Source organism: Pedobacter sp. WC2423 (assembly GCF_040822065.1).
Taxonomy (GTDB): domain Bacteria; phylum Bacteroidota; class Bacteroidia; order Sphingobacteriales; family Sphingobacteriaceae; genus Pedobacter.
Map to the genome: position 1 here is coordinate 5,383,586 of NZ_CP162005.1, position 22,265 is coordinate 5,405,850.

General features: G+C 38.1%; 19 protein-coding genes and 1 other RNA gene. 11 read left to right on the forward strand and 9 right to left on the reverse strand.

What is annotated here, in order from left to right:
* Position 1: 1 nt before the first annotated feature.
* Positions 2-664: an orotate phosphoribosyltransferase gene (gene pyrE / locus AB3G38_RS22640; protein ID WP_367865968.1), complete on the reverse strand. Its 663-nt coding sequence runs from the start codon at positions 662-664 to the stop codon at positions 2-4.
* A 215-nt stretch (positions 665-879) separates the two neighbouring features.
* Between pyrE and AB3G38_RS22645 the strand changes: the two genes are divergently transcribed.
* Positions 880-1,524, forward strand: coding sequence for an NUDIX hydrolase (locus AB3G38_RS22645; RefSeq protein WP_367865969.1), 645 nt, complete (start codon positions 880-882; stop codon positions 1,522-1,524).
* On the opposite strand, the gene coaD is transcribed toward AB3G38_RS22645, so the two are convergent.
* From coaD to AB3G38_RS22660, 3 genes are read right to left on the reverse strand one after another with little or no spacing between them, the layout of a single operon-like run.
* Positions 1,499-1,960 (reverse strand): pantetheine-phosphate adenylyltransferase, encoded by a 462-nt coding sequence (gene coaD / locus AB3G38_RS22650; RefSeq protein WP_367865970.1) that lies wholly within the window; start codon positions 1,958-1,960, stop codon positions 1,499-1,501. The two genes, AB3G38_RS22645 and coaD, sit on opposite strands and share 26 nt — an antisense overlap.
* 3 nt (positions 1,961-1,963) lie before the next feature.
* Complete coding sequence (locus AB3G38_RS22655) at positions 1,964-2,503, reverse strand: RsmD family RNA methyltransferase (protein ID WP_068402444.1); 540 nt, start codon at positions 2,501-2,503, stop codon at positions 1,964-1,966.
* Entirely contained in the window at positions 2,494-3,327 is an 834-nt protein-coding gene (locus AB3G38_RS22660) for a DUF3822 family protein (RefSeq protein WP_367865971.1), read from the reverse strand. Before AB3G38_RS22660 ends, AB3G38_RS22655 begins: the two co-directional genes overlap by 10 nt.
* Before the next feature lie 52 nt (positions 3,328-3,379).
* On the opposite strand from AB3G38_RS22660, the gene AB3G38_RS22665 reads away from it, so the two are divergent.
* A complete protein-coding gene (locus tag AB3G38_RS22665) occupies positions 3,380-4,837 on the forward strand; it encodes an ATP-dependent RecD-like DNA helicase (RefSeq protein ID WP_367865972.1) in 1,458 nt (485 codons plus the stop codon).
* 15 nt (positions 4,838-4,852) lie between these two features.
* Here AB3G38_RS22665 and AB3G38_RS22670 read toward each other — a convergent pair whose 3' ends face one another.
* Both AB3G38_RS22670 and AB3G38_RS22675 read right to left on the reverse strand, forming a co-directional pair.
* On the reverse strand, positions 4,853-5,023 hold the full coding sequence (locus AB3G38_RS22670; RefSeq protein WP_367865973.1) for a hypothetical protein: 171 nt from the start codon (positions 5,021-5,023) through the stop codon (positions 4,853-4,855).
* Between the two features lie 119 nt (positions 5,024-5,142).
* Positions 5,143-5,367 carry a hypothetical protein gene (locus tag AB3G38_RS22675; protein ID WP_367865974.1) on the reverse strand — a complete coding sequence of 75 codons (225 nt, stop codon included), beginning with the start codon at positions 5,365-5,367 and terminating at the stop codon, positions 5,143-5,145.
* Positions 5,368-5,588: 221 nt separating this feature from the next.
* Here AB3G38_RS22675 and AB3G38_RS22680 point away from each other — a divergent pair, with 221 nt between their 5' ends.
* The 6 genes from AB3G38_RS22680 (at position 5,589) to AB3G38_RS22705 (ending at position 12,166) form a co-directional block, all read left to right on the forward strand.
* Positions 5,589-6,548, forward strand: coding sequence for an MBL fold metallo-hydrolase (locus tag AB3G38_RS22680; RefSeq protein WP_367865975.1), 960 nt, complete (start codon positions 5,589-5,591; stop codon positions 6,546-6,548).
* Positions 6,549-6,635: 87 nt separating this feature from the next.
* Positions 6,636-7,358 carry a hypothetical protein gene (locus tag AB3G38_RS22685; RefSeq protein WP_367865976.1) on the forward strand — a complete coding sequence of 241 codons (723 nt, stop codon included), beginning with the start codon at positions 6,636-6,638 and terminating at the stop codon, positions 7,356-7,358.
* Positions 7,359-7,397: 39 nt separating this feature from the next.
* Positions 7,398-8,237: an acetolactate decarboxylase gene (locus AB3G38_RS22690; protein ID WP_367865977.1), complete on the forward strand. Its 840-nt coding sequence runs from the start codon at positions 7,398-7,400 to the stop codon at positions 8,235-8,237.
* Positions 8,238-8,332: 95 nt separating this feature from the next.
* Complete coding sequence (locus AB3G38_RS22695; protein WP_367865978.1) at positions 8,333-9,649, forward strand: paraquat-inducible protein A; 1,317 nt, start codon at positions 8,333-8,335, stop codon at positions 9,647-9,649.
* Entirely contained in the window at positions 9,636-10,982 is a 1,347-nt protein-coding gene (locus AB3G38_RS22700; RefSeq protein ID WP_367865979.1) for a paraquat-inducible protein A, read from the forward strand. Before AB3G38_RS22695 ends, AB3G38_RS22700 begins: the two co-directional genes overlap by 14 nt.
* A gap of 284 nt (positions 10,983-11,266) precedes the next feature.
* The gene (locus AB3G38_RS22705) at positions 11,267-12,166 is read left to right on the forward strand and encodes a helix-turn-helix transcriptional regulator (protein WP_367865980.1); all 900 of its coding nucleotides are present in this window, start codon (positions 11,267-11,269) and stop codon (positions 12,164-12,166) included.
* A gap of 118 nt (positions 12,167-12,284) precedes the next feature.
* On the opposite strand, the gene AB3G38_RS22710 is transcribed toward AB3G38_RS22705, so the two are convergent.
* On the reverse strand, positions 12,285-13,922 hold the full coding sequence (locus AB3G38_RS22710) for an alpha/beta hydrolase-fold protein (protein WP_367865981.1): 1,638 nt from the start codon (positions 13,920-13,922) through the stop codon (positions 12,285-12,287).
* A gap of 573 nt (positions 13,923-14,495) precedes the next feature.
* Between AB3G38_RS22710 and AB3G38_RS22715 the strand changes: the two genes are divergently transcribed.
* On the forward strand, positions 14,496-16,037 hold the full coding sequence (locus AB3G38_RS22715) for a Fic family protein (RefSeq protein ID WP_367865982.1): 1,542 nt from the start codon (positions 14,496-14,498) through the stop codon (positions 16,035-16,037).
* A 631-nt stretch (positions 16,038-16,668) separates the two neighbouring features.
* Entirely contained in the window at positions 16,669-17,550 is an 882-nt protein-coding gene (locus AB3G38_RS22720) for a YhcG family protein (RefSeq protein ID WP_367868782.1), read from the forward strand.
* 209 nt (positions 17,551-17,759) lie between these two features.
* Here AB3G38_RS22720 and ssrA read toward each other — a convergent pair.
* Positions 17,760-18,125: a transfer-messenger RNA gene (ssrA, locus tag AB3G38_RS22725) on the reverse strand.
* Positions 18,126-18,543: 418 nt separating this feature from the next.
* Here ssrA and katG point away from each other — a divergent pair.
* A complete protein-coding gene (gene katG / locus AB3G38_RS22730) occupies positions 18,544-20,802 on the forward strand; it encodes a catalase/peroxidase HPI (protein WP_367865983.1) in 2,259 nt (752 codons plus the stop codon).
* A gap of 111 nt (positions 20,803-20,913) precedes the next feature.
* On the opposite strand, the gene AB3G38_RS22735 is transcribed toward katG, so the two are convergent.
* Positions 20,914-22,143, reverse strand: a complete 1,230-nt coding sequence (locus AB3G38_RS22735) for a hypothetical protein (protein ID WP_367865984.1) — start codon at positions 22,141-22,143, stop codon at positions 20,914-20,916.
* Between the last annotated feature and the right edge of the window lie 122 nt (positions 22,144-22,265).

The window sequence follows — 22,265 nt, forward strand, 5'->3', positions numbered from 1 at the left end:
TTTATACTGGATTTTGGTCAAATTTCTGTCCCCATTCTGCTGGGTTTCTGCGCCATTGATTAAGAATATCCACATCACTTTGTGCGATAAAACTATTCTCAGCAGCATACTGTATTAAAGTATTGTAGTTAGATAACGTTGCAAAACGACATTTAGCCTCTTTAAAGTTTTCTTCAGCAATGTCAAAGCCATAGGTGAAGATAGAAACCAGACCTGCAACAGACAAACCCGCATTTTTTAATGCGTGTACCGCCTGTAAACTACTTTTGCCAGTAGAAATTAAATCTTCTACCACAACTACGCGCTGACCTTCAATGATCTCTCCTTCAATCAGGCTACCCGTTCCATGTTCTTTAGCTTTTGCTCTTACATAAACAAATGGTAATCCTAATTCCTGAGCAACTAATACACCCTGAGGAATACCAGCAGTTGCAACTCCGGCAATGACATCAACAGAACCAAATTCTTCCTGTATCAACTGCGTAAGTTTCTGTCTGATGTATGTTCGAACTGACGGATGGGAGAGCGTTATCCTATTATCACAATAAATTGGAGATTTCCAGCCTGATGCCCACGTAAAAGGGTTATTCGGCTGTAATTTTATTGCTTTAATTTGAAGTAAAAATTCAGCTACCTTTAATTCAATATCACTTTTATTATACATGCTCCAAAATTACTCAAAATAATACCTTTATTCCACAAACGATTTGTCCTTTTTTTGCCACCGATTGATAATCAATGCGATAATTAGAAACGAGTAGGATTTAAACTAAAAAATATCTGATTCCTCTTTGTATCGTGCATAATTTTTATACTTTTATTTCATAAACCAGTACACCCAACCAGCTTTTGAAAGCTGGCATACAAACGAATATACCAATGAAAACTTATACCATTTACATCAACGATAATACACTGCTGATTGCGAACAAAGTGCCCTCGCACACTGAACCTGTTGAGCTGGTGGAGGAAAACGGGTTTAATTTTGAAGCTTTCTATGAAGGCTTGAGTAAATTATCTGCAAAACAGTATGTACTGATCACTGCTGATCCAAAATCACTTTTCAAACAAATGAAGGCCGGCTTAACTGTCATTAAAGCCGCGGGTGGTCTGGTCATGAACGCAAAAGATGAATACTTGTTTATCTTCAGAAATAAAAAATGGGATCTGCCTAAAGGTAAAGTCGAAAAAGGAGAAGGCATTAAAGATGCCGGAAGACGCGAAGTTGAAGAAGAATGCGGCGTAAAAATCAATACCAACGATGAAAGGTTATGCAAAACCTATCATGTTTATGAAATGGGGACCAGGTTAGTCCTGAAAAGAACCAACTGGTATAGCATGACCGTTAAAGGAAGCCCTAAATTGATTCCGCAGAAAGAAGAAGGGATTACTAAAGCAGAATGGCTTACCGCTGCTGACCTTAAGCCAGTGCTGAAAAATACTTATCCTTCTATTATTGACGTGCTGAAAGCGGGCAAACTGATTAAAGAGAAAGTATCTAAAGAAAAAATAAAGCTTCCTTAGGAAGAAAAGGCGTTACATCACCATGGTTACGGAGAATATCCCGGACTATGGTGGAGCTGATGGCCGAATACTCAGGTTTACTCAAAATAAAGATCGTTTCCATTTCTGGCATCATCGTCTGGTTAATCTGCGCAATTGCCCTTTCATATTCAAAGTCACCTACAGACCGGATTCCACGGATCATATAAGAAGCATTGATCTTTCTGCAAAAATCAACCGTTAAGCCTTCATAAGATTGAACTTCAATGTTATCATATGCTGCAAATACAGCTTTTACGATTTCTTCGCGCACCTGTCCGGATAAAAAACTTTGTTTAGAACTGTTCAGTCCTATTCCAACTACTACTTTATCAAATAATGGCAAGGCACGCTTTAAGATATCAGCATGTGCGATGGTTAATGGATCAAATGATCCCGGAAACAGGGCTATTTTCATAGTTTAAGGCGTATAGTTAAAAAAGCTGAAAGAAGAATTACCATAACGGCGGGTTTCTTTATAACCTGGCTGATCTTTTAATTTTAATAAAGAAGGATGTTCTACCACCAGTAATCCGTTTTCAGTCAATAACTTGTTTTTCGCCACTAATTGTGGAATAAGCGGAATATTTGTCAAATCATAAGGTGGATCTGCAAATATAATCTGATAACTTTTAGTGTGTTGTTCCAGGAATTTGAATACATCTGCCTTTTGCAGTGTGATTTCATTCAGTTCATATTTTTCAATAACTGATTTAAGCCAGAATATACAGCCGGAATGTTTATCTACAGCAGTTACTTCTTTTATTCCGCGTGAAGCGAATTCAATACTGATGTTTCCTGTGCCGCTGAATAAATCGAGCACACTGCAACTGTCAAAATCGTAAGTATTGTATAAAATATTGAAAAGGGCCTCTTTGGCCATGTCTGTAGTAGGTCTTACAGGAAGACTGGCAGGCGCATTCATGCGGATACCTTTTAATTTACCGCCAATTATACGCATAAGTCCAGGGCTAATAAGCTGCTGTAATAGTGAGCAGGCATATCATCTAAGATCGCATGATCAATATCACTGGCAGGAGGAAGGTTAAAATGGATGTGATTGAAATATTTATGCAGACAGGTATGGTAACCATCATTCTGATGAATAATTCCACTGATTAATACAGATGTGGTTGCCGGATCTAACTTTAATTCCTGAATCAATAAGACCAGGTAATAGTTAAATTCTTCCGCATTCTCTATCTGGTAGGTATTCTGGAAGCGCATCTTGCCTTCATCCAGTAATAAGGCATTAAAAGAGCCCGCTGTGAAGTCAAGCAATAAAGACGTGCCTTCTGCACTGGTTGCCAATGCCAGAACTGGTGCATTCTGCTCATAGCGTGCAGCGCTGGCCAGGAAGGTATTTAAAGTTTGCTCAGTGAATTTCTCCAGGTTAAACACTGAAGTGAAGCCAAAGCGCGCAAAAGCACGTGTATATAAGGTAGCTGATTGATCTTCGCTGAAAAAGTTAGCGTAGGTATTCAGGTCCTGCTTACAGAAAAACTCATTGGGAACAGCAATAGTATTTGGCGTATACACAGAAACCTTAATTTCCCTGAATGGCAGCTTAAGGTAATTGTCATTTTTTAAAATAGTGGCCAGGTCAGTGCTGATGTCTTCACACTCCTGCTGATCAAATACGGCTTTTAACTGCTTGCTGTTTTTATCAATTATGGCATATGAAAAACTATCGCCGGTAATCTTTAACAACAAATTACAGGCTGAGGCAGTATGAGGATCAAATTCCGGATCCACTAATAAAATGCTGTTTTTACTATTGTTCATCTTAGCAAAATTAATTCTTTTTTCTATAACAACACCATTGCATATTTGTAAAATGGATAAAGCCTCAATAATTGCCCAGTCTTATCAATTTCAACCCACTGCTGAACAGTTTGTTTTTTGCCAGCAAATGGCTGATTTTTTATCTGGAGAGCTGGATAACAGGTGTTTCATCCTCAGAGGATATGCAGGTACAGGTAAAACTACTTCGGTTGCTGCACTGGTGAAGGTGTTACCAAAATTTAAGTTCAGATCGGTTTTGCTTGCGCCAACGGGCCGTGCTGCGAAGGTGATGACGAGTTATTCGGGCAGAACAGCGTTAACTATTCACAAAAAAATATATAGAAAAAGAACTGCGGTAGGGCTTGATATGTCATTTCAGCTGGCGCCAAACCTTGCAGAAAATACTTTATTTATTATTGATGAGGCTTCAATGATTGCCGATGAGTGGAATACCCAGAATGGATCTTCTTTTTTGAAAGATGTGATGGAGTTTATCTATAATGGTAAAAATTGCGCTGTACTATTTGTGGGGGATACCGCACAGTTGCCCCCGGTAGGCAGTCTGGAATCTCCGGCATTGAATAAAGATTATGTCGCTCAGAATTTCGGATTAAGAGTCACAGAAACAGAATTGAGAGAAGTGGTAAGGCAGGGCAGAACATCGGGAATATTAGCGAATGCTTCTATGCTGCGGGATCTGATCAATACGCATATTGAAAATATGGCAGAAGGAAATGGAGAGGAGAAAGTAGCCTTGCCACAATTTTTCACGAAAGGCTATAAAGATATTTTCAGGATGACAGGAGTCAAGCTTGTCGAAGGGTTAGAGTATGCCTACAGAAAATTCGATATCGAAAATTCTCTGGTGGTTTGCCGTTCTAATAAGTCTGCAAATGTTTACAACCAGCAAATCAGGGCAAGATTATTATACCGTGAAGAGGAACTGACTGGCGGAGATCAGATTATGGTCGTCCGGAATAATTATTTCTGGTTGCCGGATAATGAATCGACTTCTTTTATTGCCAATGGTGATATGGCCAGGATTGTCAGGGTAAGGAACGAAGAAGAGCGGTATGGTTTCAGGTTCTCTGAGGTACAGCTTGAATTTCTGGATTATCCGGAAGCAGGTCAGGTCACCTGTAAAGTCATGCTGGATACCTTACAGGCAGAAACACCTAATTTACCTTATGCAGACAGCAAAAAATTATTCGAAGGTTTAGTAGAAGATTATGAGCATATTACAAATAAGCGGGAGCGGATGCTGGCGATTAAGGAAGACCCGTATTACAATGCGCTGCAAATTAAATTTGCTTATGCAGTAACCTGCCATAAAGCACAGGGCGGTCAATGGGATGCGGTATTTGTAGATCAGGGATACCTGACCGACGAAATGGTAGATCTTGAGTTTCTGCGCTGGTTATATACTGCCATTACCAGGGCTAAACAGGAATTGTTCCTGGTTAACTTTGCGCAGAACTTATTTAAAGATCCATCCGAAGAGCAGTACTGATTAGCAGCAAACAGCTTAGTGTTTTGCGTCTTCAGTATGGGCAGCTTTTCTAAGAAAAGAAAAGTAAATTGCTGTAGTTGCTATAATTACGCATAAAGCAAGAACGATGAAAGTAACGTCTGCCGTTCCTAAACGTTCCGTATGTGCTGAAATCTCGTGATTTTCTAAAACTGTGGAAATAGTCATATCGTTTTTTTTGGTGAAGGTAATAAATATAAATTATTACCCCGCCATAAATAATGTAATATGGGTATCGCAACCAACAGGTTGGGCAATATAATCAACGGTATATAGCTGATTACGATTTAGTTCACTATACCCAATTTTTCCTCTATTGCTTTTCCGATTGGTGCAATCGGTAAGGTTACTGACTTGTTTGTTTGCAGCAAAACTTTCCATTCTCCGGTATATCTTCTCCTTGTAATCTCAAATGAGCCCTTTGGATGAACGATTTTGTAAAGATTGATAGTTGCTATTGGATGTAATATACTGTAAACATCGTTTTCGATATTAATTTTTAAACTTCTCATACGTGGTTGTTAATAAATTGGTTCACATGGATATACGCAGGAATCTTGCCATGATCAGATTTCTTCACATGACTGCTACAGGATATTAGTATTAATTTACGCATTTTTGTTATCTATATTTTAAGAAAAAAATGATCTAGCTTAACAGCTTCATTCAACCGCGTAAATCATTTCTAAAACTATAAAGAATAAATTGGAATTTTCTCAAATGTTATCAACCTATGTCTAAGAAATCATATTTTCTCCTTCTGCTCTTATTAAACCTTGTTTTTAGCCATGGTTATGCACAAAATCAAAAATCTTTTAAAGTCATCCCATTGGGTACCAGGGGCGGACTGGATGAAAGTAATTTATCGGCTTATCTGATTGCACCCATAGGAAGCGATCACTTTATTGCTGCCGATGCGGGAACGCTCAGACATGGAATAGATGTAGCGATCAGCAATCAATTGTTTAAAGGGCCGGCTGATGAAGTCCTGAAAAATAACATTAAGGGTTACCTGGTATCACATGCACACCTGGATCATATTGCCGGATTGATTATGAACTCTCCTGATGACTCTAAAAAGAATATTTATGCTTTTCCATCCGTTATTGAAGTCTTAAGAGAAAAGTATTTTACCTGGAAAGCCTGGGCTAACTTTGCGAATGAAGGGGAGATGCCGCGTTTGAATAAATATACTTATGTACCACTTGAAGCGCAGGTGAAAAAAGAACTGACTGGTACAGAAATGCAGGTGACGGCTTTTCCTTTGAGTCACGGGCCTGGTTATGAGAGTACAGCTTTTTTAATCAGTCATCAGGAAAGTTCTTTAATATACCTGGGAGATACAGGAGCAGATGAAATAGAGAAAAATACGCAATTAGAGCAGCTGTGGAAGCAAGTGGCCCCACTGATTCTAAAGAACCAGCTGAAAGCCATATTTATTGAAACATCTTTTTCTGATAAACAGCCTGAAAATCAGTTATTCGGGCATTTGACACCACGTTTGCTGATGGTAGAGTTAAGTAAGCTGAGTAAACTGACAGGTGTTAAAGCTTTGCAAAAAGTTTCTATTGTGATTACACATATGAAGGCATGGGATAAAGAAGAAGAATACCTGGTTAATGAACTGAAACAGAAAAATCAGCTGGGGCTGAAACTTGTTTTTCCCGAACAAGGGAAATGCCTGGAGTTTTAACAGGTCCGAATATTAACAATAATTAACATTCAGGTTAAAGAGTGTTAATTACTGAAATTGTTTTTTTCTTTTCTCTACTTTTAATAGATGAAGCTAATTTTAGTGCGGATATTATCAGTATTTATAGTAATGGTGTTTTTTTCACCGCTGAAGGGTCAATCCCAGCAAATGCTGAAAGGAGTGATATTTGAAGAAGGAACCAGGACAAGAGTAGGAGGGGCTTCAGTTCATAATCAAAGAACTGGTTATACGAATTCAACTAATAACTTTGGTTTATTTGATATACTGGCACAACAAGGGGATACACTTCAGATTTCTCTGGATGGGTATTTGAATAAACAGATTGAGGTAAGTAATCTAAAAGATCTGGTTATTTATCTCAGAGCTTCCTCGACTCAGTTAAAAGAAGTGAAAATAACCGGGCAGTCCAGGTTACAGGGGTTACGGGAAGCTCAGGCTGATTTCAAAGCCAGGGGGATTTTTACGAATGGTAAACCATCCATAGGGATGTTGTCGCCACTGGGTGGTAGTCCGCTTACTTATTTGTATGAGACTTTTAGTCAGGATGGTAAACGCGCCAGAAGGCTTGGGAAATTCATTGCACGTGAATCTGATTATACCGAAGTAGCCACCAGGTTCAATAAAGAAAAGATTAAGCTGCTTGTTCCGGTTAAGGAGGAAGATCTGGAAGAGTTTAAGTCGGCTTACTGGCCAAAGAATGAGGACATTCGGAAATGGAGCGATTATGATCTCCATAATTATATTAAAAAATCTTTTGAAGAATTTAAAAAAACTAAAGGCTATATGTAATTCCGTCTGTACCTTTATTGCTTAAAACTTCTAAGGATCATGCGTATCAACCGTTTAATCTCCATTGTTATCTTCGCTGCAGTTGCAATTACATTTACAGCCCGCGCTTCCGTTACTACCAGAGATTTATGTTCTGTTAAAGCCATACCAAAAGATAGTATCCCAAAATCATTATTCACCGTTGGTATTGGCGGCGGACTGATCGGTGGTCTGTATGATGGTTTTTATCCTTATCAATCACTTAAAAAGCATGGTAATTTTGGTCTTGGTGCCCCCGATAAACTGGATGGTGAGCTGATGATCTACCAGGGGAAAATTTATAAGACCCAGCATACAGGTAAGACTTCACTGGTAGATGACCGGGATTCAACTTCATTTGCAATGGTCAACTTTTTTCATGCGGACAAGAAGCTTAATCCTCCGGCAGGGATGGATAAAACAGCATTGTTCCATTATCTGGATAGTGTGCTCACTAATGTAAACGGGATGTATGCCATCCATATCAGTGGTAAATTCAAAGCGATAAAAACAAGGGCTTTTCCACCTGTAAAAGCACATCAGCATACACCACTTGCTGAAATGTTAGCCTTACAACGGTTTTTTGAGTATAAAGATTGTGAAGGAGATCTGATCGGTTACCGTCTGCCTTATTTTATGGATAACACTAATATTTCAGGTTATCATTTTCATTTTCTATCGGCTCAGAAAAATGCCGGTGGTCATATTATTGACCTTAAAACAGATAACATTGTGATTGAAATAGAGCAATTGGATAGTTATACTATACAGCCTCCTGCGACAAAAGATTTCGAACATTTTGACTTTAAAAAGAACCGGGAAGAGGATATTAAAAGTGTAGAGCGCGGAGGTAAAAAGTAATAGGTTAACCCATTTCCGCCATCAGTAATAAAACCCCCAAACATTTCCAGAAGATTTTAGTTATCTAATTATTCTACTATCTAAATCTAACCCGATTGGCTGCCGAAAAACAACAAAATGTCGTTAAAGGATTTAACGTCGTCAAATTATTACTCATCTTCGGCCTGGGCCTGCTTTTGGCTGGCGAAGGCTATTTTGGCTACCGGCTGCATACGCTCTCAAATCAGCAGGAAGAAATCAAAAAAGATTACTCCGATATCAATAATATCACTTTCGGGCTGTTTTCAGTCGATCAATGGCATGACAAGGTTGCGGGTATTATTAACCACCAGGTCCGTAATTTTACCATGACCCCAAAACAGAAAAAGCAAATGCGGGTGGAGGTTGAACAGATCATTCTGGCTTTGATCAATAAAGCAGAGGCCATGGTCAATAAACCACAAAAATCAATAGGTGGGAAATTGAAGAAACTGGCTATCAAAACATTTGTAAATACTGATAAAATAAAAGCTCAGGTTCCTGAATTTGCTAAAACTATCATAGCAAAGATCGATAACCCGAAAAATAAAAAGCAGTTAAGTGAAATGGCGATGGGGAAATTTACAGCTATTGAGCAAACTGACAGTACGACAAAGGCAAATAACGCAGCGATCAGTAAAATGTACCGCAAATATCGTGTTTCTGATCGTGATGAATTTAATGATAAGCTTAATGCATCACTGGATAAAATCAGAACGATTACCTATAACTACTCTTTTGGTATGCTTGCTTGTATCCTGATTGTATTATCGTTGTGGTGGATATTCAGGAAAAGGGCAGAGTTTCACGCTATCCTTTTTGTGATGTCACTGATGTTTGCCTTTGTTCTTCTGGCAGTTGGTTTAACTGCATCAATGATCGAAGTAGACGCACGTATCAAATCACTTGACTGTGTATTGTTAGGAGAACATGTGATTTTTAAAAACCAGGTATTATTCTTTCAAAGTAAAAGTATCCTTGATGTAGTAGAAGTTCTGGTGAAGCAGCCTGCCATTGATTCTATACTTGTCGGCATTTTAATCCTTGTTTTCAGTATTCTGTTTCCGATCATGAAATTAAGCTCTACCGGTATTCATTTATTAAGCAAAAGGAAGCTGGCTGAAAATAAATTCATCAAATACTTCGCATTTCAATCTGGTAAATGGAGTATGGCAGATGTGATTGTGATAGCCATATTAATGACCTATATAGGTTTAAATGGTTTATTAGAGAGTCAATTGTCAAGCCTTAATATTCAAAGTGATTTTTTAACCATCATTACCACCAATAATACTGCTTTACAGCCTGGTTATATCATTTTTATCAGCTTTGTATTGTACGGACTTATTTTGTCTACCATCCTGAAATTTATAACGCCGTATGATTCGCATTAAAACAAACACAGCGGTTAAAAAATATAGCCTGCCTAATATAATACTGATTCTTGGGTTAAGTATACTTCTTTGTGGCGAGGCCTATTTCGGTTACCACCTGCATACAGATTCAATGGAGCAGGAACAGATTAAAGAAGACTACAGTATGTTGAATAATATCACATTCGGACTGTTTTCTGTTGATCAGTGGCGGGATCGGATGACTGAAGTTGTCAATCACCAGGTGCATGATTTTACGATGACCCGCGCACAAAAGAAAGACTTGCAGGAACAAGTAGAGGAACAGCTTCATGGGCTCATTACCAAGGCTGTTGCAGAGATTAACAAGCCACAAAAGAGTTTGGGTGGTAAACTGAAAAAACTCGCATTCAATAGCTTTGTGGATGCTGATGATCTGCAAAAGCAAGTGCCTTCTTTTGCAAAAACAATCATTGATAAAGTGAATAGCCCTGCAAGCCATAAGCGGTTAAAGAGTATTGCTACAAGTAAAGTTGACCAGCTTGCAAATGAAACTTATGACAGTACTGCTGTTGCCAGTACTGCAGTTACAAAACACTTGTATAAAAAATATAGCGTTTCCAATCCGGCTGAATTTAATAAAGTGATCAATTCCAGATTGGCTGCTATCCGTACTGTCACCTACAATTATGCTTATGGCATGCTGGGCTGCGTTTTGGTTGCGCTTGGCTTATGGTGGTTCATGAGAAAACATGTACAGTTGCAGACTACACTTTTTGTGATGTCGCTGCTGTTTGCCTTTATCCTGTTGGCGGTGGGCGTAACGGCATCTATTATAGAAGTAGATGCACGTATCGAAACACTGAATTTTATGCTGCTGGGCGAGAAAATTACTTTTGAGAACCAGGTGTTATTTTTTCAAAGTAAAAGTATACTGAATATTATAGAAGTATTAGTTAAACAACCTAAGCCTGATGCGGTTGTTGTAGGTGTATTAATGCTTGTATTCATTATTATCCTTCCTGTATTAAGAATAACCGCTAAGGGTATTCATTTATTGGGCAATGAAAAAGTGGCCGAAAATAAAGTGGTGAAATATTTGACCTTTGAGTCTGGTAAATGGGATATGGCCGATGTGATGGTTGTAGGTATCCTGATGACTTACATTGGTTTGAACGGAATTCTGCAAAGTCAGTTGTCTAATTTAAATATTCATAACAGTTTATTGACTACGACAACGGTCAACGATACCTCTTTGCAGCCTGGATACTTCATCTTCGTGGTATACGTTATGTTTGAGACTTTGTTGTCTTACATTTTAAAACGAATGACAAATGATGAGGTGACCGATCAGGAGGGTGATCCTCTGAGTTAACCGCGTATATAATTATGTTTATGAATAATTACATGACATTGCTTTAAATTATAGTGAAAATACACGGGTTTATGATGGTTGCCTTCAGCCTACTCCAGTGGCTTGCGCAGGGATTTTGAATAGAGATTAAAGAAGGGGATGTCTGCAGATATATTTGATCAGAGCCAGGTGTTGATATAAATTTGAATTCCTGGCAGTATCCTGAACACTCATTTTTGAAAATCGGCCATAATTTACTATATTCTAATTTTTTGCGATATTTAACTATCGGATATTTTTGAGGTTTGTTATTTATAATAACTAGATTTATTATTATTAATACTCACGAATTAGTTCAAATGCTAGAGCCAGTCATTGTAAAAGTTAAACATGCTGTACTAGAAAAGTATATTGCTTACTACTATTTTCTAACTACAGAGAGCGATGATTTTGAAGCTAAATATTATGCCTTCCCACACACCTATACGGTTCTCAATATCCACTGCCATGCAGCACATGAAATCAATAAGTATCAGACCAGTGTTGAAGGAGTTAGTAGCTTTAGTCCGGTATCAATTGTACAGGGGCTTAGGGAACATCCTATCTTAATACTCCTTAAAGGCAAATTGAATAAAGTAACGATCCTTTTCAAACCGATGGGAATTAATGCCTTTATTCCAGAACCTTTCGGACAACTTATACAACAGCCAAGTCAGGAATTTTCCGTCTGGAATAATAATAGAATTTACCAGCAATTCCTTTCTGATTTCTTTACCACCGGAGATTTAAAAGCTAAAGCCACTCTTTTAGAAGACTTTTTGTTAAGTATGCTTAAACCTGTTCCAGATTCTAAAAAGCTTGATTTGTCAATTAACCTTTTATCTGACTTTGAACAAAACCTAACTTTAGAAGACATCTGCGATCAACTGGATGTTCATCCCCGTACTTTTAACAGACTATTTAAAAAGCATCTTGGAATAACACCAGCCGGATATAGGAAAGTCGCCCGGTTCAGGCACTCACTTCAAAATAAACTATTGGAAAATCAGGTTAAACAAATGACAGATCTGGCTTATCAAAGTAACTATTATGACCAATCTTATTTTAATAAGATTTATAAAAGTCTTACCGGTACAAATCCCGGACGCTTTTTCAAACAGATTGAAACTTTGGCTGATAACCGTCTTGTATTTCAGTTTTTGTAACGGAATTTTGTTGTCCTTTAAATTTCAAGCAACATAAATATCAGTTAATTCTATTCAAATAACCATTAACCAGCCGGTTTCAATCTTTATGAATGCAAAAACTAAATTTCAATCATGATTACAGTTTAAGTTCGATGGTATTTGAAACTATGAAATCACGGTCTCTTGTTTCCAGAAATTCCTTTATAATTATATTTTTATCTGCACAGATCTTTGTATTCAATATTGCTTTATTGTTCACTATGATCTTAATTGGCTTGTTGAGGTCAAACATATCTGCTGAAATAAATAGCCTTATGGTCTTAACTCTTGAAGATTTGATATGAATCGTATTTCCTTCAACTGCTGCTAAAATGACTCCGGATTTATTTTTATTAAAATCTGCAAGTTCTGTCCCCTTTTGAGCCAGGACCGGATTAAGTGGAATATGCCAATCTGCTTTTTTTGCTGTAGTATCGAGTCCGGTAATTTCCAGCCATGAGATTCTTCCGTTTCTGATATCATCTGTTTCCCATTGTAACTTGTTTGGAAAAGGGTTTCTGGTAATATTTTTAAGGGTATCAAAAATAAAATTGATAGCGTCTCTTTGAAAAATGGCCAGTCCATGATTTCCATTTTTTGCATAGTTTTTCCAGTTTGCACCCTTACTCACACTATATTGATAAATCTGATTAACCAGCTCAAATGGGAAAGTATTATCCTGCAATCCGCTGACACCAAAAAAAGGACTGACATTCCCCAGATTTCGAATACTCGTATTGCTTCCATAAACTTTGGGAAGATAATTTAGTCCCAGGTAAGCAGCAAATGCTGAAGGCTTGTTAACTGCAAACCAAAATGCTCCGGTTCCGCCATTAGAGTGTCCTGTAATATAAACCTTATTATCATTTATATTATAGAGCGACTTTATAAAGATAACTTCCCTAAGGATTGTTTCAAAGGCTTGTTGCTGATAGATCCAACCAAAATCTTTTTTTCCAAATGGATAGATTATAATAGCATTTTGCTCTTTTACCTTGTCCATAATCTTAATTTCCTGACCGTTCTCTACCCATGCAGGATTGCCAAAAGCAAGTCTTCCGACCACAGCTCCATGGAGATAGACATAAAGTGGCGTTTTCTGATCCCGGCGATAGTTTTTAGGGATGTAGACTAAAAATGGAACAGTCAGCGTATCATTTACTTTAATATTGTATTGCGTCCAAAAATCGGTTTTACTTATTGAAGGGTAAGCAACTGAGCCTTTGATTTTGCTGATTAATTGTCCAGCATTTAAATTTACAGCCTGTTTGTTCCAATACATATCCTCACTTACTAAATTCCGGTTCACCCTGCCCATGGTATCCTGAAGCGCAGCAGTAATTTTCCTAATAGAAACTTCTGCTGAATCTCTCTTGTATTTAAGTACGGTGATATAGTTCTTCCATTCTTTCAGGCCTCTTAAATGTATATGCAAAGTATCATTAACAAATTTCTCATAACTTGGAAAACCATAAAAACCGGTGTAATCATAAGCTATTTCTCCGGATTTTTTTATGTAATAGGCTGCATTTGCCATATTATTGACATAAGAGGAAGCCACGGCTGCCTGATAAGTATCATAGTTGCTCTGATCATTTTTTTGAACCAGATAATAGGTATCATAAAAGTAAGCAGCTTTTTTAAAATCTCGCTTTTGATAATATACATTTGCTGAATCAAAAAGGTTTACAATTTTTTCCTGTGCTGATAATTGTGAAATTGCAAAGCATAGCATAAATGCCAAGTATAGAGGGATCTTTTTTATCGTATTAGATTTCATATTCAAAGAAACTATATTTTAATAGTTCAGAATTGTAGATTTCGGACAAAAAAATAACAATACTATTCTATTCCTGGTTAATAAAAAAGGCATCTGATATTATCTCAGATGCCTTTTGTGGAGATTGGGAGGGTTTAAATAAATCCTTTGTACGGCTTTTGATGCTGGTTAGGGCAGTTAATGAGGAAAATGTTTTAGTAAAAAAGTATTGAAAATGGAAGTACATTTTGATCTCTTTTCAGAGGCAAAGGAGATTTTATCGACCCTTATTTGTTTAAAATTATAGAATACTTAAATTTCATGTAAAGAGTTTATACATGAGAAGCTTATCATGTATAAAATATCCAGAAGTCTTTACATGATACAAGTTTGAGCCTGTACCAGATGTGATAAACCATACGATACTGTGGTGAAAACCAGTAAAATGTAGCTATGAACGTGCTGCATTTGTTCTGATTTCAGAATCATAAGTTTTAATATATGACAAATCCCCTTCGTTTCCTATATTTGAATAATCAAAATTCACAGATGGCGTCAAATAATAATCATTTTTCACAAAAAATAACTGTTTTTCATGAAAGAACCGCTCCTGAAGAGGGATCGATAGTCGGTTATGCCGCTTTGATTGGTTTCTTTAAGTTAGAAGTGCCATTGCCCGACAGACTAGCATTAATCAGTCAGAAGCACAAGCAATATGAAACGCAAGAATGGATTGTCTTTACGCCTAGACATCAGCCTGAGGAATCATTAATGGGGCATTTGACATTTGCTTTGAAATATGAAGGTATAGAGTTAGGTGTATTAAAAAAAATATTTGCATTGGTTGCCCCTATTGATATAGAATCTATTATTTCACTTGAACCTACGGGACAATACAGTAAAAGAATATGGTTTTTATACGAATGGCTAATGGGAGTCAATTTAGATTTGAAGGATTTGTCGGCTGGTAACTATGTTGATTTGGTAGATACAAAGCTACAATTTGGCAGCCACCCCCTTCCCTCAAAAAGACATCGTATTCGGAATAACCTTCCTGGAGTGCGGGAATTTTGTCCTCTTGTTCGCAAAACCTCTTTCCTTAAAAACTTAATTGAATTGGATTTAGCACAACAGATAAAAGTTATCATTGGAAAAATTCATCCAGATGTAATGGCTAGAACAGCGGCTTTTCTTTTGCTTAAGGATTCAAAAGCATCTTATGCTATAGAGGGAGAAAAGCCTCCACAAAACCGTGCTCAAAGATGGGGACGGGCAATTGGACAAGCTGGGCTTAAACCTATAGATAAAAATGAACTGCTCAGACTACAGGAAATTGTGATTGATAATTCCAGATTTACTAAAATGGGATGGCGTACGGATGAAGGTTTTATCGGAGAACATGACAGAAGGTATGGAACGCCAATCCCAGATCATGTATCTTCTAAATGGCAAGACGTTAGTTCACTTATACAAGGCCTGATTGACACTGATCAAAAATTGGAGAAGGACGATTCATTTGACGCCGTAGTTGCCGCAGCAATGATCGCTTTTGGATTTGTGTTTATTCATCCATTCGTAGATGGTAACGGAAGAATACATAGATATCTCATACATCATGTCCTACTCAGAAAGGAATACGTTTCTAAAGGAATTATTTTCCCGGTTTCTGCAATAATCCTAAATGGATTGGATGAATACCGTCGCGTCTTAGAAAACTATTCAAAACCACGTCTTGATCAAATAGACTGGAAACCAACCAGAGATAACAATGTAGAAATACTAAACGATACAATTGATCTATACCGATATTTTGATGCAACTAAACAAGCGGAATTTTTATATAAGTGCGTTTTACAAACAGTAGAAAAAACAATCCCCGAAGAAGTCTCCTATCTTGAAAAATACGATCTCATGAAAGAATATTTAGATGATCATTTTGAGATGCCTGACAAGATTGTTGCACTTCTTGTACGTTTTCTTGAGCAAAACAATGGCGAGTTGTCTGAGAGAGCAAAAACAAAAGAGTTTCAGGAATTAAAAAACGAGGAAATAATAGTAATTGAGAACAAATATAAAGAGATCTTCGGGTAGTAACCTCTACGCATATCTCAGCTCATTCCAATAATTTAAAAAACGTGGGCTTTGTTAAAATATATTGCTTATAAAATGAATCATAAATTTAAAGCATCTAATGAGGAAGGTGCACTCGTAATTAATGATTATACTTTTTTTCGATAAAGATTTAAAACATGTCATTAAGTACAGAGACAACATAAAAGAGCGAAAAAAAGGCCTCTGAGGTTATCTCAGAGGCCTTTCGTGGAACTGAGGGTGATTTAAATGAACCCTTTGTAAGGCTTTTGATGCTTGTTAGGGAGGTTAATGAGGAAAATGTTTTGGAAAAAGAGGTGAATGAAGAAATTGAATATTGATCGGTTTTAAGAGGCTAGAGGGGGCATATCGAACCCCATTTGCCAGAATAATGTGTGATCATATCTGAGTACATAATTCTCTTTATCACATAAGAAGAGAGGCAATATTTTTACGCAGCCTCTGATAATAATTAATCTGCCATATTCTATGTAATTTTGGTAAAAGTATTTGCTTCCAATTAACTTAATATGCTAGAAAAACAATTTACAGAGGTTATTCAATTTATTAAACAGGCCAGATTCAATGCTATCAATCTGTTAATACAGAACTAATTGATCTTTACTGGAAAATTGGGGAATATATTAGCAAAAAGATTGAAACTGCTGAATGGGGTCAATCTATTGTAGATCAATTAGCCAAATACTTAGATCGAAACGAGCCGGATTTAAAAGGATTTTCTAACAAAAACCTTTGGAGAATGAAGCAGTTTTACGAGAGCTATAAAGATTCACCAAAACTCTCAACACTGTTGAGAGAAATAAGCTGGTCACATAATTTATCCATATTCTCAAGATGTAAAACTACTGAAGAAAGAGAATTCTATCTAAAACTGGCTAAAAAAGAGAACTATAGTTTTAGAGAACTTGAACGCCAGATTACATCTGTGGTATTTGAAAGAACTATGATAGGAAATTCAAAAGTCTCAACGGCGCTGAGAGAAACCTATCCTGAGATTAATAGTTTTAAAGACAGCTATGTATTTGAGTTCTTGAATTTATCTGAGCCATTTAGTGAAAGTGAATTACAAAAAGGGTTGATCAAACAAATGAAAACCTTTATTCTGGAGTTAGGCAGGGATTTTATCTTTATTGGCGAAGAGTATAAAGTAATGGTCGGGAATAGCGATTTCTATCTTGATTTACTATTCTATCATAGAGGATTGCAGTGTCTGGTAGCATTTGAATTGAAGACAGACAAGTTTAAACCAGAACATCTGGGAAAAGTAAATTTTTATTTGGAAGCACTAGACAGAGATGTTAAAAAGCAAAATGAAAATCCTAGTATAGGAATTCTATTATGCAAAGATAAGGATAATGAAGTAGTAGAATATGCGCTAAGCCGAAGTCTGTCTTCAACAATGGTTGCGGAATATCAAACGCAGTTGCCAGATAAAAAATTGTTACAGCAGAAATTACATGAACTATTTGACGCCAGTACTGAAATTTTATAAATCACAAAGCTAATCCTTCGAAGAGCTTAAATTTCTCAGCAAAGCGAACAATAACTAATTATCATGTATAGGAAATAGGGCTTTTCTATACATGATACAGGCATCATATATAGAAAAGCCCTATTTCCTATATATGACGTATTCATTTTCCAAGTTAACAATACTATAAGAAGCATTAAAAAAGGCCTTTGAGATGTTCTCAAAGGCCTTAGTGGAGCCGAAGGGGTTCGAACCCTTGTCCAGTTGCGTGGCAAATTATGCCTTCTACATGCTTATTTTCCACTCTATTTTCGGGATCAGACGGGCCGGAAACCTACCTTGCCTTTCTCCTTAGGTATTTTATCTTACAACTGTACCATACCTTACAATTGCCAGCGTAATTATTTCGATGCCCCTGATTCCGGCCTAAAAACGCAGCAGCCAGAGGGACAAAAGCTATTTAATTCTAAATTAAGCAGCTAAGGCGTAGTTATTTTCGCCAATCAAAGTGTGAACGTTCACTTTAAAGTGCTCCCCGTACAACGCACTGCATGCTAACATACGTACCTCCGCCCTGTCAAATCCAAAACGGCCCCAATACGTACAAATATTTGTGGTTAACTACTCCTTTTCAAATATCCAGTACAAATTTACGAAATATTATGCCAATTTCTATACAAAAGAGTCATTTGAGCCATTAATTGAGGATTTAATTGGTAATCAGGAACTTATATTTTTTATCTGAATCACTATACAGATCACGTTAAGTCATAGCATACTGACATATAAAATTCTCTCTTATCAAAATATCATAATTTTAATTTTCAGCTGTTCTATTCATAACCTGCGATATAGGTACCCCAAAAGCGTCCCTGAAGCGATTCTTTAAGATAATAGATTTTAACTATTTGACATAGAAATAATTGATTGTGATTATATCATTCAATATCATAAATTTATAATGCTTTGCCATTATCAGGCTTAACTATTATTGAATATAAACTTATAAAATATATGGAAAGAGAATCAAATGACATCAGTAAATGCCCATTTCATAATGGCAGTATGAAGCATAATGTTGGGGGTGGCGGAACCCGGAATAACGACTGGTGGCCTAACCAGTTAAAGCTGAGTATCCTGCGTCAGCATTCCTCTTTATCAAATCCTATGGGTGAAGATTTTAACTATGCCGAAGCTTTTAAAAGCCTCGACCTTGAAGCCGTAAAAAGCGATCTTCATGCATTAATGACCGACTCGCAAGACTGGTGGCCGGCAGATTTTGGTCACTATGGTGGTTTGTTCATCCGTATGGCATGGCACAGTGCCGGAACCTATCGTGTAGGCGACGGGCGTGGTGGGGCAGGTGCAGGACTGCAGCGTTTTGCACCTCTTAACAGCTGGCCGGATAACGTCAGTCTGGATAAAGCCCGCAGATTACTCTGGCCAATTAAACAAAAATATGGTAATAAGATTTCATGGGCGGATCTGATGATCCTCACCGGTAATATCGCATTGGAATCAATGGGTTTTAAAACCTTTGGCTATGCTGGCGGACGTGAAGATGTATGGGAAGCAGATGAATCCGTTTACTGGGGCAATGAAACCACCTGGTTAGGCGGAGATTTGCGTTATGCACATGGTTCACCTGGTGTAGATGGGCATGGTGTACTGGTCTCAGAAGACGATGCCGATGGTGATGTTCATTCCCGCAATCTGGAAAAACCGCTTGCAGCTGTACAAATGGGATTGATCTATGTGAACCCTGAAGGGCCTGACGGTAATCCTGACCCTGTTGCGTCTGCTAAAGATATCCGCGATACATTTGGCAGAATGGCCATGAACGATGAGGAGACGGTTGCATTAATCGCTGGTGGACATAGCTTTGGCAAAACCCATGGTGCTGCATCTGCTGATCATGTGGGCAAAGAGCCTGAAGCTGTAGATACCGAAATGCAGGGCCTGGGCTGGAGCAATAGTTATGGCTCTGGTAAAGGTGCAGATACAATCACCAGCGGACTGGAAGTCACATGGACTAAAACGCCAACCCAATGGAGTAATAATTTCTTTGAAAACCTGTTTGGCTTTGAATGGCAGCTTTCTAAAAGCCCGGCTGGAGCACATCAATGGGTTGCTAAGAATGCAGAGGCTATTATTCCTGATGCATTTGACGACTCAAAAAAACAGCTGCCAACTATGCTGACTACCGATCTTGCTTTAAGATTTGATCCGGCTTATGAGAAAATATCACGACGCTTCTTTGAAAACCCGGATGAGTTTGCTGATGCTTTTTCACGTGCATGGTATAAATTAACACACCGTGATATGGGGCCTGTAGCACGATATCTGGGGCCTGATGTACCGCAAGAAGAATTACTTTGGCAAGATCCTGTTCCAGCAGTTGATCATGTACTGATCACTGAAAGTGACATTACAGCGTTGAAAGCAAAAGTATTAGAATCAGGTTTAAGTGTAGCTGAGCTGGTTTCCACAGCCTGGGCTTCCGCTTCTACTTTCCGTGGTTCTGATAAGCGCGGTGGTGCTAATGGTGCCCGTATCCGCCTTGCTCCACAAAAATACTGGCAGGTGAATAATCCGGCGCAATTGCAAAAAGTACTGGATGTACTGGAAAGTATTCAAAAGGAATTTAATGACGCACAGACAAATAATAAAAAAGTTTCACTGGCAGATTTAATCGTACTGGCTGGTTGTGCAGGTGTTGAGAAAGCAGCTGGCATCACAGTTCCTTTTGCGCCAGGCCGTACAGATGCCTCACAGGCACAGACTGATGTAGAATCATTCGGATATCTGGAGCCTGCTGCTGACGGTTTCCGTAACTATCGTAAATCGAAAGTCCCTGTATCCACCGAAGAGCTGCTGATAGATAAGGCTCATTTGCTGACACTAACAGCACCTGAGTTAACGGTACTGGTTGGCGGTATGCGTGTACTCAATACTAACTTTGATGGATCTCAAAATGGTGTTTTCACCTCACGTCCTGGTCAGCTTACCAACGATTTCTTTGTAAACCTGCTTGATATGAGTACTGTATGGAAAGCAGCATCTGCAGACAAGGAACTTTATGAAGGAAGCGATCGTGCTACCGGTGAAACAAAATGGAAAGGTTCCCGTGCTGACCTTGTTTTTGGCTCTAATTCAGAATTGAGAGCTGTTGCAGAAATCTATGCAAGTGCCGATGCTCAGGATAAATTTGTTAAAGACTTTGTGAGTGCCTGGAGTAAGGTAATGAACCTGGACAGGTTTGATTTAAAATAATAAGTAAAGATCTTATCGTATTATAAAAAGAAGGCACCAAATCCGGTGCCTTCTTAATTTCTATCTTATGCTTACTGAAGTTTGAAATGCTGTCAAACTACCTTGAAAACATTAATAGGATACTAATGTCGTAACGCTTGAAGGAGCGAGATTTACGCCGAAACTACTGCCTGTTACAGCAAAACTGTTTGTACTGAGGTTTGCTGAACTGGTGGTAAAATAGCGATTAAAGCCAGCCACATTAATTCCGCTGAAATTAAAGTCCTGATAAGTCGCTGCGGAATTTTGATTGACAATAACCATCACCAATTTTGTTCCGCTTTTATATGCCGTAACATATACACCAGATGAAGGGTTAGACGTGCAGGATATTTTATTATATCCAGGACGAACGTATCTGGCATACTGGGCTAATACATAGCCAAGTTTGGTGATATTGCTGCTTTCATCTATTGGCCCGTAAGACCTGCGTATATACCACCATACATATGCAGACCATCCTACGTTCATACAATCATGTATTTCTTTGGCTGCATTCATTGCATTTCCCCAATCATTACCGCTGATACTGGAATTGGTATAGTGTTCAGTCATCCAGACTTCTTTGCCAATGTTTCCTAGATTATAAGGAGGGGCACCATAGATATGTCCGGATACAAAACTGGTTTTGGATTTTGCAGCGGTATTTGCTAAATAAGTGTTAATGAAAGTCTGGCCCATATTAAGCGGTTCCGGTCCAGCTATCGGAGCACCGCAATTGCTTCCTTGTGCAGCAACGAAATTAGCCACCTCGGTTGCTGTACCTTCCATCCATCCTGATGGGGAGTAATTGGGTTCATTAAACGGACTGATAGCGTAAACACCACCCACAGCTGTATTGTAGGCTTTCAAATGAGCTGCATATGCGGCGTATGATCCAGTATTTAAATGTACCCCGTTCATCATACTCGGTGGTGCATTCCAGGCTTGTGCAATAACTTTTGCACCGAAACTTTTAGCCACGTCTATGGTAGGTTTTTCAGCTGCAAAACTGCTGCTGTTCGTAGGTACCATGACACGAAGTATACTCAGCCCTATACCAGAACTGGTAGAGAAGGCTTTAGTTCTCTGGTCGCTTGTAAGATCAGCAATCCAGGTTAAAATACTTGCTCCCCCAAAGCCCTGTATTTTTTGTTGCACAGTATTCGCGTCGACCGTCGCTGTTGCTAAAATTGCTGCGTTTGTACCTTGTTGTTTTTTCCCGATGGTTTCAGGGGCTAATTCGGGTTGAGGTTGATTTTTACTACAACCCGTGGCGAGCAGTAAAATTGCCGTAGCAATCTGTAAAATTTTTTTTTTCATAATTGGTAAGATTTATTTAAATATTTGGTTGATTCTTGAGGTAGTGAGGCTTTAAATACCACTATAGCTAATTTGAATAAGTTATATGAGAAAGTGTGCCACTGATGTTTATAGTTATACTA